Here is a 14,480-nt window from a genome sequence, read left to right as displayed (position 1 = left end):
CGACCGGCAGCCCCTCGTCGCGGAGCTCCCGCACGGCCGTGACCGAGGCGTCCAGCCAGCCGATGCGCTCCTCGACCGAACCGGTGACGCACGTCTCCGTGAGCATGACCGGGGCACCGTAGCGCTCGGCGTAGGTGGTGAGCACGTCGCGGAGCCCCTCGACGCCGGTGTCCTCGTAGGGCCGCGGGTCGGCGAACCCGCCGCCGTGGTGCACCCCCGCCTCGAACACCTCGGTGGAGTGCAGCGGGTAGTAGTTGACGCCCATCACGTCGGGCCGGACCGCGTGCTGCCGGAACCAGTCGAGGTCGGCGTCGGTGACGCCCCCCGAACGCAGCCGACCGACCAGGGGGTGCGCGTCGTCGACGCCCCCGGTGACCAGGTCCTCGACCAGGAACGTCTGGGCGCGCAGGCGGGCGACCGTGTCGCGGTGTTCCGGGGCGTCGACGTCGCCGACGTACCGGATGCCGGCGTCCACGTGCACGAAGGTGGCGGCGTCTCCGAGTTCGCGGGCGATCGCGTGCTGCGTCGAGACGAACCCCTTCGCCAGGGCGGACGCGATCCGGGCCGACCCCTCGGCGCCGGTCAGGTACGGGGGCCAGTACCCGTACTCACCCGAGAACAGGGCGTGGATGACCGGCTCGTTGACGGGCGTGTAGTCGGTGGCGACGTCGCCGTACCGCGCCGCGAACCGGGCGGCGTAGTCGGTGACGTGCGCCGGGTAGTCGGGGTGGGCGAACTGCCCGTCGAGCCAGAGCGGTGTGCCGTAGTGCAGCAGGTCGACCACGGGCCGCAGGCCGGTCTCGCGGAACCGCGCCATGACGCCGTCCACCCACGACCAGTCCCAGACGCCGGGCTCGGGGGCGACCCGGTACCAGGGGACACCCCAGCGCAGGAGCTCGGCGCCGACGTCGACCGCCAGCCCGAGGTCGGCGGCGTACTGCCGGTAGTGGTCGGTGAGCTCGTACTCGTCGATGGGCCGTTCGCCCGGTCGGGCCTGCGGGACGAAGGTGTCCTCGATGCCCAGGGCGAAGTGCAGCCTGCCGTCGTCGGACCAGTGCATGGTGTCTCGTTTCGTGGTGGGCACGGCCGCTCCGGGCCTGTGCGGTGTCGTCGTCACTTGAGCCCGGTGCTGGCGACGCTCTCGATGAAGCGGCGTTGCACGAGCAGGAACATGACGGCGAGGGGCAGCACGGCGATCAGGGCGCCGGCCATCATCACGCCCTGCGGGATGATCCCGCCGGGCCCGGTCAGCAGGGTGAGGCCGGACGTGATGGTCCCCATGTCCTGGTCGGTGGTGAACACCAGCGGCCAGAGCAGGTCGTTCCAGTTGTTGACGAAGGTGAAGATGCCGAGGGTGAGCAGGGCGGGGACCGCGTTCGGCAGGACGACGCTCCGGAAGATCCGCCACTCCGAGGCCCCGTCGATCCGCGCGGCGTTGTCCAGGTCGCGGGGGAGCGACACGAAGAACTGACGCAGGAAGAAGATCCCGAAGGCGTCGGCCGCCCGCGGCGCGATCAGCCCCGCGAACGTGTTCACCCACCCGAGGTCGGACACCAGTTGGTAGATCGGGATGAGCGTCGCCTGGAAGGGGATCATCAGGCTGGCGACGATCACGATGAGCAGCACCTTGCTGCCCCGGAAGTCGAGCCGCGCCAGGGCGTAGGCGGCGAGCGCGTCGAACGCCAGCGCGAACACCGTCACACCGCCGGCGAAGGCGAAGCTGTTCAGGATGAGCCGCCCGAACGGCAGCTGCGTGAAGATCGCCCGGAAGTTGTCGAGCGTCCAGGTGTGCGGGAACAGCGTCGGCGGGTAGGCGTTGACCTCGCTCGCCGGTTTGAACGCGGTGAACACGATCACGAGGACGGGGAGCAGCACCGCCAGGGTCACGACGGCCACGGCGGCGAAGCCGAGCCACCGCATCGACGGCTGTCGACGGGCCACCGTGCTGCGTCGGACGACGGTCGCGGGACGGGGGAGCGCGGTCATGATGCGGTGTCCTCTCCGCGCTTCCCGAAGAACAGGAACTGCACGAGGCTGAGCAGCAGGGTCGCGATGAGGAGCACGTACGCCAGGGCGCTCGCGAACCCGAGGTCGAGGTCCTTGAAGCCGGACTGGTAGATCTGCATGACGATCGTCTCGGTCGACCGGTACGGGCCACCGCCGGTCAGGACGTAGATCTGGTCGAACGCCTGCAGCGCGGCGATGAGGGCGACGATCACGACGAACGCCATCGTGTTGCTCAGCATCGGGAAGGTGACGTTCGCGAACCGCTGGCGGCTGTTCGCCCCGTCCAGCTGCGCGGCCTCGTACAGGCTCGTGGGGATCTCCTGCAGCCCGGCCAGGAAGATCACCATGTAGAAGCCGAAGTTCTTCCACACGGCCACGAGCACCACGGTGGGCATCGCGAGCGTCGGGTCCTGCAGCACGTTGCCGAGCCGGATGCCGACGAGCTGCAGCCAGTGGTTCAGCAGGCCGATCTGCGGGTCGAGCAGGTACGACCACGCGAACGCGGCGACGGCCAGGGACACGATGAACGGCAGGAACAACGCCGACCGGAAGAACCCGCGGAACGGCAGGGCCGGGTGGTTCAGCACGAGGGCGAGCACCAGGGCGACGACGATCGCGACGGGGGTGAAGAGCACCGAGTAGAGCGCGGTGTTGCCGATGGACCGCAGGACGTCGGGGTCGGTGAAGACCCGGACGTAGTTCGCGAACCCGATGAACGACGGGTCGCCGAACCCGCTGGCGTCGGTGAACGACAGCTGGAGCGCCGAGAGCATCGGCCAGAGCACGAACGCCCCGAGGATGACGATCGCGGGTGCGAGGAACCCGACGATGGTGGCGCGGCGGCGGAACGTGCCGTTCAGGGGCGATCGTCCGCCGAGTTGGCCCGGTGGTCGGTACCGACGGCGCCGGCCGAGTTGCTGTGTGGTCACGAGGGTCCTCCGAGGGCCGCTGCTGCTACTTCAGGGCCGACTGCACGTCGGCGTCGGCGGTGGCGAGGAGCGATTCGGGGTCCCCGCCGGCCATCGCCTTCTGGGTCGCGGTGTCCACGGCGGTGAGCACGTCAGCGCTGTCGACCACGCCGGGCAGGAGCGGGATCGTGGTGCCCGGCAGCCCGGTGAGCGTCGCGACGGTCGGGTTCTCGTCGACGTCGGCGGCGGTGACGTCGGTGCGGAGCGGCGGCCAGCCCGAGCCGAGGGCCCACTTCGTCGCGACGGACTGCTCGTTGAAGTAGCGCAGGAACCGCTCGGCTGCGGCCTGCTTCGCGTCGTCGGTCTGGGCCGTCACGCCGAGCGAGATGCCGATGGCCGAGGCCACCTGTGCTTCGGGGCCCGCCGGGATCGCGGCGATGCCGTAGTCGATGTCCGAGGCCTCGGCGACGCCGGCCATCCAGGGACCGCCGATCTCCATGGCGGTCTTGCCGGCCGTGAAGAGCTTGTCCGCAGCGATGCCGTCGACACCGGTCGGCGAGATCTTGTCGTCGCGCACCGCATTCGCCCAGTACTCGAGCGTCTCGGCGTTCGCGGCGGAGTCGATGGTGGACTTCGTACCCGCCTCGTTCGTGATCGATCCGCCGTTGCCGGCGAACAGGCTCGGCCAGATACCGTTGCCGACGGTCTGGTGGTCCGGCAGCACGAGCCCGTACTGCTCGGGGGTGCCGTCGCCGTTCTCGTCCTTCGTGAGCTTCTTCGCGTCGGCGACCCACTCGTCCCAGGTGGTCGGGAAGGAGTCGATGCCGGCCGCTGCGAACAGCTTCTTGTTGTAGATCACGGAGAGCGGGACGAACCCGCTCGGCACCCCGTACTCCTTGCCGTTGACCCGCTCCATCGCGACGGCCTGTTCCTTCAGGTCCCCGGTGTTGTTGGCGTCGTCGGCGTAGAAGTCGCTGAGGTCGACCAGCGCCTTCTTCTGGGCGTAGACCGGCAGCCGGTCGGAGGTCATCGCGACGAGGTCCGGGCCCTTCTTCGCGGACAGGGCGGGGAGCATCGTGTCGTCGATCACGGCCCAGGTCTTCGTCTGGGTCGTGATGGTGACCTTGTCCTGCGAGGCGTTGAAGTCCTTGACGATGCCGTCCAGGACCTTGCCGTCGGCCTCGGTGTAGCCGTGCCAGAACGTCAGGTCGACGTGACCGCCGTCACCCGACGACCCGGGGGAGCCGGCGCACCCGGCGAGGGAGAGCGACGCCGCTGCTGCGAGCGCGACGACCGCGATGTGCTTCTTCATCGAAAACCTGCCATCCGTCCGGCACGTCGGTGTGCGGACCTCGTCCATCCCGGATTTACACCGGTGTAAATGTGGACAGTAGCCGGTGCTCGACCGCCCGGTCAAGGGGTCGGGGAGCACCCGTGGTCACCGGGTCAGGCAGAGACCGAGCGCAACGGTCCGGACGACGCCCGGACGACGAGTGCGTGCGGCGAGCGCAGCACCCCCGGTGTCGCCGGGGCGCCCTCCTCGAGCTGGGCGACGAGCACACCGACCGCCGTCGCCGCGACGCGGTCCAGGTCGGCCGACACCGTGGTCAGCGCCGGGGTCGAGTACGCCGACTCCTCGATGTCGTCGAACCCGACGACCGCGACGTCGTCCGGCACGGTCCGGCCCGCGAGCTGCAGGGCACTCATCGCCCCGAGCGCCAGCGCGTCGTTGCAGCAGACGATCCCGTCGACCGGCACGCCGGCGTCGAGGAGTTGGCGTGCAGCCGCCGCCCCCTCGGCCCGGTGCCACAGCGCGGTCGGCACCACCCGCTCGGGCGCGAACGGCACGCCGTGGCCGTCGAGCGCCTCGCGGTATCCCCGCAGTCGCTCCTGCGCCGTGCGCACGGGGCCCGACGGGTCGGACCCGATGAACGCGATCGACCGGCGACCGGCGCCGAGCAGGTGGGCGGTCGCGTCCCGCAGCGCGTCCGCGTTCGACATGGCGATGAACGGAACGGGGGCGTCCGGGATCGGCTCACCGAGCACGACCAGGGGGAACTTCACCTCGAGCGCGCCGGCGTCGCTCGGCCGGACGGTCAGCGGGCTGTAGATGATGCCGTCGATCGAGTGCTCGCGCATCCGGGTGATCGCGTCCGCCTCGCGCACGCCGCTCGCAGTCTGCTCGATGAGCACCGTGTAGCCCACGGCTCCGGCAGCGCGGATGACGGCGTCGGCGAGTTCGGCGAAGTACGCCTGCCGCAGTTCCGGCACCGCGAGCCCCAGCACCTTGGAGCGTCCGGCGCGGAAGTTCCGGGCCGAGACGTTGAGTTCGTAGCCGAGCTCGTCGACGGCGGCCATCACACGGTCGCGCGTGCGGACGGAGACGTGTTCGTAGCCGGACAGCACGTTCGAGACGGTCTTCTTCGAGACACCTGCCACGGCGGCGACGTCGCTCATCGTGGGCGGAGAGCGGTGCCCCTGCGCCATCGGGCGCCCCCTCTCACGTGCGGACTGTGTTCGGCAGGAACCTACCGCACCAGCGTGGTGCGGACCGGACGGGAGGCCCGTGGCGGGCCCGCCACGGGCCTCCCGCTCAGGCTCGGTCGGCCCGTCCAGGGCCCCGCTCAGTCCGCCAGGAACCGCAGGACCGCGAGCACCCGCCGGTTCTCGTTCGGCGTCGCCTCGAGCCCGAGCTTGGTGAAGACCGCGGTGACGTGCTTCTCGACGGTCCCGCCGGACAGGAACAGCGTGTCCGCGATCGCGGCGTTCGACCGGCCCTCGGCCATCAGGCGCAGCACGTCGGTCTCGCGGGCGGTCAGCGAGTCGAGCGGACCGCTCGTGGTACGCGGCGCCTGGACCAGTGCGGCCGCCACCTCGGGGTCGAGCACGACGTTGCCCGCGGCGACCTGGTGCAGTGAGTCGATGAAGGTACCGACCTCGGCGACCTGGTCCTTGAGCAGGTACCCGACGCCGACCGTTGCGACGTCGAGCAGCGCCCGCGCCCACTGCGCCTCGGCGTACTGCGAGAACAGGAGCACCCCGACGTCGGGCCGGACGTCCTTCACCCGCACGGCCGCACGGACGCCCTCGTCGGTGTGGGTCGGCGGCATCCGGATGTCCATCACCACGACGTCGACCGCACCGTGCGCGACGGCGGCCACCGCAGCGTCGCCGTCCGACACCGGCACGACCTCGTGCCCGCGACCGCGCAGCAGGGACGTCAGCCCCTCGCGCACGATCGTGTTGTCGTCGGCGACGACGATCCTCACCGTTCGGCTCCGCTCGGCATGCGCAGCCGGATACGGGTCGGGCCACCGGCGGGGCTGTCCACCTGCAGGTCACCGTCCACGGCGCGCAGCCGTTCCAGCACGCCGGCCAGGCCGGTGCCGTGACCGTCGGGGGTGCCGAGGGCGACGTGTGCCCCACCGTGGCCGTCGTCCTCGACCTCGACGAGCAGGTCGGTGCCGAGCATGCCGACCCGGACGGCGGTGGCCGAGGCGCCGGCGTGCTTCGACACGTTCGTCAGCAGCTCGAGCACCCCGAAGTACGCGATGCCCTCGACGACGCGGGACGGCCGGACGGGCAGGTCGACCGACAGCGCGACGGGGAACGGGGTGCAGGAGCACGCCGAGGTCAGCGCGGCCTCGAGCCCCTCGTCGAGGACGGGCGGGTGGATGCCGCGGGCCAGGGCGCGGAGCTCGACCAGGGCCTCCTTCGTCGACGCGTGCGCCCGGTCGACCAGCGCGGTGACCGCGTCCGGGTCGGCGCCGGTCTGCAGGCGGTCGCGGGCGTCGCCGAGGGTCATCGCCAGGCCGACGAGCCGGGCCTGGGTGCCGTCGTGCAGCTCCCGCTCGATGCGGCGCAGGGTGGTGTCGGCGTCGAGCACGGCGGCGTCGCGCGAGGCCGTGACCTGGCGAAGCCGCAGGTCACGTGCGGTGGCACCGAGCAAGGCGCGGATGACCACACGCTGCAGCGCCGCGAGCCCGTGGTTCACCGCGGGCCAGAGGAACAGCACGATGAGCAGGCCGAACACCGCGAACGCGGCCTGCATCGGCGGGGTGTCGACGTACACGCCGAGGAACTGCGCACCGCTGTGGAGCTCGCCGTCCGCGCCCCGCTGCGCCGGCAGGAAGTGCCCCCACGCCGCGTGGGTCATCGCGCCCAGGCCGCTGACGAGCACCGCGGTCGAGACGGCGAACGTGGTGGTGGTCAGCACGAACCCCGCGAGCAGGTACGCGAACGCCCGCCACGTGGGGCCGTCCGACAGCCGGGCGAACGCGGTGCCGAGCGGCGTCGAGCGCGCTCGGGGCGGTGCCGGGGCGACGACGGCCTGCCCGAGCAGCGCGGCGGACATCCGGCGGGTGACCGCGGCGAACCAGTGCGACCCACCGAGCAGGAACGCGGCGACGACCAGGCCGACCCAGGTCAGCGACACCGGGATGCCGACGGCCAGCACCACGACGAACCAGGCCAGGGCGGCGATCGCGATCGGCAGGTGCGCGGCGTGGAACGCGAAGGCCCGCCACGTACTGCCGTCGGCGACGGCGCGGAACGGTCGGAACCGGGGGACGGTGGTGGGTTCGCCCGGGGTGGCGACGGCGGTGTACATGCGGACCTCTTCGTGTCGGTGACGAGCTTATTGCCCGGCACCAGCCTCGCCGTGGGGGTCCGCCCGCACACCGGTGCTGCCCCCCGTGGTCGGTGGGGAAACCCCGCGATCGTCGTCAGCCGGGTCCGGTCAGGCGCCGGTCTGCTCCGTCGGTGCGGCCACGGCCTTCGACTGGCTCGACCCTCGTTGCCGCAGGGACACGGTGGCGATCACCATCACCGAGATGACCAGGAACTCCGACTGCCAGTTCTGCATCGACTCGAACCAGAACTGGCTCGTGCCCAGGTAACCCCACGCCGAGACGACACCGCCGCCGTGCTCGAGCTGCTCCTCGTTGTAGGCCGCCGCACCACCGATCAGGTGCCCCACCACACTGCCGAGGAACAGCACCGCGAACAGGATGAGCAGGGAGTTCTCGTACAGCACGAGCACGATCCCGCCCCGGCGCACCGGCCACGGAGCCTTCGGGTCGTCGGCGTGCTCCCGTGGGTCCTCGTCCTGCGGGCTCTCCTCGTCCAGCGGCTCGGACTCGCTCGACCCCTTCTGGAACAGGAACACCGTGAACACGATGTACGCGCCCATCTGCAGGAACTCGCTCTCCCAGTTCTCGAACGTGGCCTCGGCGAAGTCGCCGCTCGTCAGGAAGCCCCAGAGCGACTCGGCCACCTCGCCGTGCTGGAGGGCGTCCGCCACGGACACCCGCCACCCGGCGAACACCATGCCGATGAAGCACACGACGAAGACGGCGACGTTCGCGAGCAGCAGGCCGTGCCGTCGCACGCGCTGCCACCCGCCCGATCCGTTGAGCAGGCCGAGGGTCACCGGGTCCTCCGTTCGTCGTGTCGAGGCCATCCTGGTCCGGACACGACGAACGCCTTCGCAGGGCCGTCCTGGCCGGATCGCGCTGGTGCGCCACCCCGTTCCGGACACCTTCCGCAGCCCGCCTGTCCGACTTTCGCCGTCCGGCCCCGGTTCGTCCACGGCCACCGGGGAGCACGACCTACCGTCGATCCCACCCCGATCGACAGGACCGCCGGCGAGGACGCAGAGAGGAACGGACCCGAGCGATGACCACCACGACCACCTTCACCACCGACACCGCACTCGCCCCGAAGCACGCCCACACCGCCGTGGCCCGCCGTGCACGCTGTGTCTCCGAGCGCAGCCCCTTCACCGAGATCCGCGAACAGGCGCGGCTCCGGACGCTCATGGTCGCCGCGACCGCGACCGGGATCGTCTCGGTCACCGCCACGGCATCCGCGGCCGTCGTCGTGATCGGCCTCGGCGCATGATCCCCGTGGCCCACCCCTCCGACGACGACGCGATGGACGAACTCCGGGCCCAGCCCCTCGAGTGGCGCCGCCGCGGCCTGATGCCCCCCACCGAACTCGAGGCGCTCATCACCCGGCGGCTGTCCGGTGTGGTGCGGGGCGTCCCGGCTGATCCGACGTACGCGGACTTCTTCGTCGCAGCGTGAGCGCCGTCACCCTCGTGGCCGAACCGACCGTCTCGTCCGGAGCGCCGGTCGGGTTCGGAGCGCTCGACACCGTCCGCCACCGGCACGACGAGTGGATGCGCGGACTGCTGGCGCACGAGGCCGCCCTCGACGACCCCCGGGACCGGCTGCTCGCCGTGTTCACCCACCTGGAGCACCGTCTCGTGGCCGACGGGCACCGCGCGTGGTCCGGCGCGGCCCACGGCGGAGCTGGAGCCGCCGCCGACGGAACCGACCTCAGCGACCTGCTGCACGACCAGCTGCGGCAGGTCGAGGCACACGTCGCCGAACGCTGCGCTGCGGCCGCGTTGCCGGTGCACCTCGGCCAGGCGCTCACCCTGCTGCTCCACGGAGCGCACGTCGAGGCGACCGTCCACCGCTCGGTGCAACCGGTCCGCACGGCCCGGACCGCCGCGGCGATGTTGCTCGCGGTGCACGAGGGTGACGCCCTGTTCTGACCGCATCTGGACAATCGCGCGATGGGCCCGAACCGGGGTGTGAAACTACTGCTCGAGCGACATGAACGACGACACCGAGCAGCCCGCGCGTATCCGGGTCGACGAGCAGGGCACGGACCTCGCAGCTGCGAAGCAGACCCTCGCGACCGCGTACGACGGCATCGAGTGGCACGCCGACACCACGGGCGACGGGTTCGACTACCGGTACACGGCGGCCGGCGACGGCACGATGACACTCCGCGCCGTGCGCTTCGGTGGACGCCTGACGGGTGAGATGCCCGCCGGTGACGACTTCGTCGTCCAGTGGATCACCCGCGGGCTCGGCGTCCTGGGCGACGGCGGCTCCGCCATCCACCTCGTGCCGGGGCGCCCGCAGATGTGGCCGAACGAGGCGTTCCCGTTCCGCTTCGAGGACTACGACCAGCGGCTCGTCCAGGTGAACCGCAGCGCCGTCGAGGGAGTCGCAGCCGAGCGTGGCCTGTCGCTCCGCCGCTTCGACCACACCGCCCAGATCGACGACGCGGCGATCCGGCAGTGGCGGCAGACGGTCCAGCTCATCTCCGCGACGACCCTGGACCGACAGGCGTCCCCGCTGCTGCAGGCCGAGATGGGCCGGCTGGCCGCGGTGTCCCTGCTCGAGCTGTACCCCCGCGCCACCGCCGGCCTGCCGCACGAACTCCTGCTCCCGCAGCACCGTCGGATCCGGCAGGTCGTCGAGTACGTCCACGAGCACGCGCACCTGCCGATCACCAGCACCGACCTGGCCGAGATGGCGCACCTCAGCCTCCGCGCCCTGCAGGCCGCCTTCCAGCGGCTGCTCGGCATGTCGCCGAACGCCTACATCCGCTCGGTGCGGCTCGACCGCATCCGGACCGAACTGCTGGCGTCCGACCCGGCCACCACGAACGTCGCCGACGTCGCCCGCTACTGGGGCTTCGCCCACGCCGGCCGGTTCTCCGCCGCGTACGCCGACCGGCACGGCGAGTACCCGAGCGAGACGCTCCGACGCTCCTGACGGCGGTGCGCGCGACTCAGAGCGTGACGCCGGTGGCAGTCGCGAGCGCGTCGAGCAGTTCGGTGCGGAACCGCTGGTCGGCGACCGCCGGGTGCGGTTCCTGCTGCTCCCCGTGGAACCAGTAACCGCCCGTCACGGTTTGATCGGGGTCGGTCGCGAGCGTCTCCTGCGTGCGGTGTCCCAGCTCGAAGTCGTCCGGAGCGCCGGCCCCGCCCATCTTGGTCGCCACCCAGCCCGGGTCGACGGCGTTGCTCAGCACGCCCGGGCGTCGGAGCGGCACCTCGGCGGCGAGCGCCGTCACGAACAGCTTCGTGTCGGAGTACGAGTTCGTCTCCGAAGCGCCGGTCCAGTCGACGGTGTCCAGGCGCGGGCGGCCGCCCCGGTGCATCCCGCTGCTCAGGTACACGTGCCGCTTCGGGGCCTGCAGCAACGCGGTGAACAGGTAGGGCGCCACGACGTTGACGGGCACCAGGGAACGGCCCGAGATCACGCCGGCGTTGTGCACGACGGCGTCGAGCGGGGTGCCGGCGTCGAGTTCCCGAGCGGTGGCGATCACGGCGTCGCGGTCCGCCAGGTCGGCGACGACGAGTCCGGCGCCGCGCTCCACCAGGTCGGCGACCGCCTCGGCGCGGGCCCGGTTGCGAGCGTGGACGACGACGTCGTGTCCGCTGCGGAGCAGCGAGTCGGCGGTTCCCCGCCCGAGGCCGTCGGTGGATCCGGTGACGAGGATGCGTGCCATCCGCCCATCATGCGCCCGACGGCTGCGGCGAGTCCGGCAGGTGGACCGGCAACGGGCGGACGGGAGGCGCGGTGCGGGCCCGCCACGGGCCTCCCGGCTGTTCACGGCTCCCCGTCACACCTCTGCACATTGCGGCCCGCTGGTCCTGTACGTTTCCTGCGTAGACATCCCCTGACCAGAGAGGACGCGGCGCCATGAGTGACGGCACGCCCCAGTACAACCAGCAGAACCCGAACCCCTACGCCGCCGGCGGGCAGCCCTACGGCGCTCCGATGCAGCCGTCGTCCGACCGCTTCAACGTCATGGCGATCGTCGGGTTCGTCCTGGCGTTCGTGGTGAACATCGCCGGCCTCGTGGTCTCGATCATCGCGCTCTCGCAGATCAAGAAGACCGGGGAGCGTGGCCGCGGCCTCGCCCTCGCCGGCGTCATCATCAGCGCCCTGTCGCTCGTGTTCGGCATCATCTGGATCATCTTCGTGGTCGCGGTCCTCGCGAACGCCCCCACCAGCACCACGGGCGGGTACTGACGCCCACCAGCACCACACCGGAGGCCCGTGGCAGCTCGCCACGGGCCTCCGGTGTGTTCGAGGCTGGTTCCTGAGTCCTGGCCTCAGCCGATGACGCCGGTGTGCTCCAGCACGATGTTCAGGCCGATCAGGATCAGGACGACGCCACCCGCGATCTCCGCCGGCTTGCCGAACCGGGCGCCGACCCGGCGACCGACGACCACCCCGACGAACGACAGCACCGCGGTCGTGATCCCGATGAGCAGCACCGCGCCGCCGATCGACACGGGCAGGAACGCCAGGGTGACCCCGACCGCCAGGGCATCGACGCTGGTCGCGACCGCCAGCACGAGCAACTGGCGGATGGGCAGCCGGTCGGTGTCCTGCTCGGTGTCCTCGTGCGTCGAGAACGCTTCCCACAGCATCTTCCCGCCGACCAGGGCGAGCAGCCCGAACGCGATCCAGTGGTCGAAGGCCGCGATGTCCTGCGCGAACGCGGACCCGAGCAGCCAGCCGAGCAACGGCATCACCGCCTGGAACACCCCGAACGTGAGCGCGATCACGATCGCGTGCCGCACGTCGAAGCGCTTCATGTGCAGGCCCTTGCCGAGGGCGACGGCGAAGGCGTCTGCGGAGACGCCGAGCGCGATGAGGAAGAGGGCCCAGAACGACATGGGGGCGGCGCCTTTCGAGACGGTCGGACGGAGACGCCGACGTCTCAGGACCTGACGATCCTGGCATGGTCCACGGGACGAAAAGGCCTGATCAGCGGGATTCGTCGCCCCGAATCCGCGGGTTGGTGGGCCCGGTCCGCCAACCCGGCCCACGTTGTCGACGCCACCAGAGACGGCCTGGAGGCCCGGGGCGGGCACGGCCACGGGCCTCCCGTCCGGCAGGCAGCCCTGTCAGGAACCGGCGGCCGCGTGCGCGGCCACCTGGCTGGCCGTCAGTTCGGTGCCGTAGACGGCGGCGTACCGCATCGACCCGGTGAAGTACGGGTTGCTCGTGGAACCCGGCCACCCGCTGACGACGTCGTAGCCGACGCGGAAGTACCCGGTGAAGTTCTCGGGGCTCTTGAAGGCCGCGTTCGACGCCACGAGCGTGCCGTCGACGTACAGGCGCATGCCGTTGGTGGGCGACATCGTCGCCACCGTGTGGTGCCAGACGCCGTCGGTGTAGGCCTTCGGCGAGGTGAGTACCTGCGTGGTGCCGCTGTACGTGCCGAACGCGAGCTGGCCGCTGGTGGTCAGGTAGAGCTTCCGATCGTGCTGGCCCGACGCACCGGTCTGGCTGCTGCCGAAGCCGATGAGCATGCCACCGGCGACCGTGGTGCGGAACCAGACCTCCTCGCTGAAGGTCGTGGGGTTGGCGTACGAGCGCGGGGTGGAGACGTAGCTCGTGGACCCGTTGAGCGCGTAGGCGCTGCCGCTGTCACGCGGGCAGGCGTTCGGGCTCGGCGTGGTCGCGGTCATGGTGCCCTGGTAGGTGCCGTTCGCAGCACGACCGGACCAGTCGGTGGCCGTCCGCGAACCCGAGGCCTCGGTCAGGCGGTACGCGAACAGGGCGTTCGCGGTGTCGGCGCCGACGGCGCCCGTGCACGTGAAGTAGGGCGCGGTCGCCGCGGTGTTCGCGCTGTTGGTCACGCGTGCGCTGTACGCCGAGCGGGTCGGGGCGAACTGGTTCAGCAGGACGACGACGGCCAGGGCGACCACGAGGAGGACGGCGACGACGCGGCCGTCGCGCAGGCGGCGGAGGATCACGAGGGACGCACCGTCTCGACGCGGCCGACCGCCAGGCACGCCACGAGCGGCACGAGGCACACGGCGATCAACGCGACCCAGCCCAGGGGATCGAGGTCGATGTTCGACATGAGCTGGTAGTGCCCGTTCTTCGTCAGCTCGTGGATGACGACCCGGCCCATCTCGCCGTCGACCAGGTGGACGCTGTTCCCGCCGTGGGCGTCGACGCGGACCGGGAAGATCCCCGACGAGATCACGGTGGCCTCGACCCCCGTCGGGCTCGAGGTGTTCGTGATCGTCGTCACGTTGACGAACGGCTTGAACACGAACGCCGCGTACGAGACGGTGAGGGCGCTGCCCGCGATCCGGAGGCAGGAACGGGTCACCCGGTCGGTGAACGCGCTGGTCAGGGTCAGGATGATCAGCGTGCCGATGAGCAGGATCGGCGCGGCGCGGAGCAGCCAGCCGATGCGGGGGACCAGGAGCGCGGGGGTGCCGATGACGTCGGCCTGGGTGAGCGTCCACGGGTCGGTCGCGCCGTTGACGTCGCCGCGGGTGTGGAGCCCGCCGTCCGCGTCGATCGAGACGATGCGGTGCGTGTAGACGACGTCCGGGTTGGCGGAGGTCTCGAACGAGACGATGTCGCCGACGCTGAGCGTGGCGACGTCCACCGGCAGGTCGAGGACGAGGGTGCCGACGGGGGCGGCTTCGCCCATCGACGGGGTCTCGACGACGAACCAGCGGCCGCCCGCGGAGAGGAACAGGACCGCGGCGGTGAGGAGCAGTGCGGCGATCGCGGCGACCGACCAGGCGAGGACCGTCTCCGAGCGGGTGACCTGACGGCCGCGGAGGACCGGGCGGTCGAGCATGCCGCTGAGCGGGATCGCTGCGGTCTGGCTCATGGGCTCTGCTCCGGGAGGTCGTGGTGGGGCGGTGGTGGGGCTGGTCGTGCTGGACTTGCTGGTCTTGCTGGGGTGGGTGGTGTCTGTCTCTTATACACATCT

The 14,480-nt window shown here is 71.2% G+C and carries 17 protein-coding genes; 5 read left to right on the top strand and 12 right to left on the bottom strand.

From position 1 onward, the window contains the following. The 8 genes from DEJ30_RS17575 to DEJ30_RS17540 all read right to left on the bottom strand — a co-directional run. Positions 1–1,060: family 1 glycosylhydrolase (locus DEJ30_RS17575; protein ID WP_110862927.1), on the bottom strand; the 1,060-nt coding region annotated here is incomplete at its 3' end. Positions 1,061–1,113: 53 nt separating this feature from the next. Then, a complete protein-coding gene (locus DEJ30_RS17570; RefSeq protein ID WP_071404106.1) occupies positions 1,114–1,986 on the bottom strand; it encodes a carbohydrate ABC transporter permease in 873 nt (290 codons plus the stop codon). Beyond that, positions 1,983–2,936: a carbohydrate ABC transporter permease gene (locus tag DEJ30_RS17565; protein ID WP_110862926.1), complete on the bottom strand. Its 954-nt coding sequence runs from the start codon at positions 2,934–2,936 to the stop codon at positions 1,983–1,985. The genes DEJ30_RS17570 and DEJ30_RS17565 overlap by 4 nt, the downstream gene beginning before the upstream one ends. Positions 2,937–2,961: 25 nt before the next feature. Further along, positions 2,962–4,227, bottom strand: coding sequence for an ABC transporter substrate-binding protein (locus tag DEJ30_RS17560; RefSeq protein WP_110862925.1), 1,266 nt, complete (start codon positions 4,225–4,227; stop codon positions 2,962–2,964). Between the two features lie 134 nt (positions 4,228–4,361). After that, positions 4,362–5,372 carry a LacI family DNA-binding transcriptional regulator gene (locus DEJ30_RS17555; RefSeq protein ID WP_110862924.1) on the bottom strand — a complete coding sequence of 337 codons (1,011 nt, stop codon included), beginning with the start codon at positions 5,370–5,372 and terminating at the stop codon, positions 4,362–4,364. A gap of 167 nt (positions 5,373–5,539) precedes the next feature. Beyond that, positions 5,540–6,184, bottom strand: coding sequence for a response regulator transcription factor (locus tag DEJ30_RS17550; protein WP_110862923.1), 645 nt, complete (start codon positions 6,182–6,184; stop codon positions 5,540–5,542). After that, positions 6,181–7,524, bottom strand: coding sequence for a sensor histidine kinase (locus tag DEJ30_RS17545; RefSeq protein WP_110862922.1), 1,344 nt, complete (start codon positions 7,522–7,524; stop codon positions 6,181–6,183). Before DEJ30_RS17545 ends, DEJ30_RS17550 begins: the two co-directional genes overlap by 4 nt. Positions 7,525–7,653: 129 nt before the next feature. Next, the gene (locus DEJ30_RS17540) at positions 7,654–8,346 is read right to left on the bottom strand and encodes a DUF6766 family protein (protein ID WP_258370038.1); all 693 of its coding nucleotides are present in this window, start codon (positions 8,344–8,346) and stop codon (positions 7,654–7,656) included. A 245-nt stretch (positions 8,347–8,591) separates the two neighbouring features. On the opposite strand from DEJ30_RS17540, the gene DEJ30_RS17535 reads away from it, so the two are divergent. The 4 genes from DEJ30_RS17535 to DEJ30_RS17520 all read left to right on the top strand — a co-directional run bounded on the left by DEJ30_RS17535 (position 8,592) and on the right by DEJ30_RS17520 (position 10,492). Then, positions 8,592–8,816, top strand: a complete 225-nt coding sequence (locus DEJ30_RS17535; protein ID WP_110862921.1) for a hypothetical protein — start codon at positions 8,592–8,594, stop codon at positions 8,814–8,816. A gap of 5 nt (positions 8,817–8,821) precedes the next feature. Further along, on the top strand, positions 8,822–9,001 hold the full coding sequence (locus DEJ30_RS17530) for a hypothetical protein (protein ID WP_146238643.1): 180 nt from the start codon (positions 8,822–8,824) through the stop codon (positions 8,999–9,001). After that, positions 8,998–9,477: a hypothetical protein gene (locus DEJ30_RS17525; protein WP_110862919.1), complete on the top strand. Its 480-nt coding sequence runs from the start codon at positions 8,998–9,000 to the stop codon at positions 9,475–9,477. The genes DEJ30_RS17530 and DEJ30_RS17525 overlap by 4 nt, the downstream gene beginning before the upstream one ends. A 61-nt stretch (positions 9,478–9,538) precedes the next feature. Beyond that, positions 9,539–10,492 carry an AraC family transcriptional regulator gene (locus tag DEJ30_RS17520; protein ID WP_110862918.1) on the top strand — a complete coding sequence of 318 codons (954 nt, stop codon included), beginning with the start codon at positions 9,539–9,541 and terminating at the stop codon, positions 10,490–10,492. A gap of 16 nt (positions 10,493–10,508) precedes the next feature. Here the strand turns inward: DEJ30_RS17520 and DEJ30_RS17515 are convergent, their stop codons facing one another. Next, on the bottom strand, positions 10,509–11,231 hold the full coding sequence (locus DEJ30_RS17515; RefSeq protein WP_110862917.1) for an SDR family NAD(P)-dependent oxidoreductase: 723 nt from the start codon (positions 11,229–11,231) through the stop codon (positions 10,509–10,511). A gap of 194 nt (positions 11,232–11,425) precedes the next feature. Here DEJ30_RS17515 and DEJ30_RS17510 point away from each other — a divergent pair, with 194 nt between their 5' ends. Continuing rightward, positions 11,426–11,758 (top strand): DUF4190 domain-containing protein, encoded by a 333-nt coding sequence (locus DEJ30_RS17510; protein WP_110862916.1) that lies wholly within the window; start codon positions 11,426–11,428, stop codon positions 11,756–11,758. Between the two features lie 83 nt (positions 11,759–11,841). Here the strand turns inward: DEJ30_RS17510 and DEJ30_RS17505 are convergent, their stop codons facing one another. The 3 genes from DEJ30_RS17505 to DEJ30_RS17495 form a co-directional block, all read right to left on the bottom strand. Continuing rightward, on the bottom strand, positions 11,842–12,411 hold the full coding sequence (locus DEJ30_RS17505) for a manganese efflux pump MntP family protein (protein WP_110862915.1): 570 nt from the start codon (positions 12,409–12,411) through the stop codon (positions 11,842–11,844). Between the two features lie 231 nt (positions 12,412–12,642). Further along, positions 12,643–13,497, bottom strand: coding sequence for a LamG domain-containing protein (locus tag DEJ30_RS17500; RefSeq protein WP_110862914.1), 855 nt, complete (start codon positions 13,495–13,497; stop codon positions 12,643–12,645). After that, complete coding sequence (locus tag DEJ30_RS17495; protein ID WP_110862913.1) at positions 13,494–14,378, bottom strand: S26 family signal peptidase; 885 nt, start codon at positions 14,376–14,378, stop codon at positions 13,494–13,496. The genes DEJ30_RS17500 and DEJ30_RS17495 overlap by 4 nt, the downstream gene beginning before the upstream one ends. Positions 14,379–14,480: the final 102 nt, after the last annotated feature.

This window comes from Curtobacterium sp. MCPF17_003 (assembly GCF_003224385.1).
GTDB lineage: Bacteria > Actinomycetota > Actinomycetes > Actinomycetales > Microbacteriaceae > Curtobacterium > Curtobacterium flaccumfaciens.
Note: the sequence above shows the minus strand (reverse complement) of the source record. Positions and strands in the feature narration are given on the sequence as shown.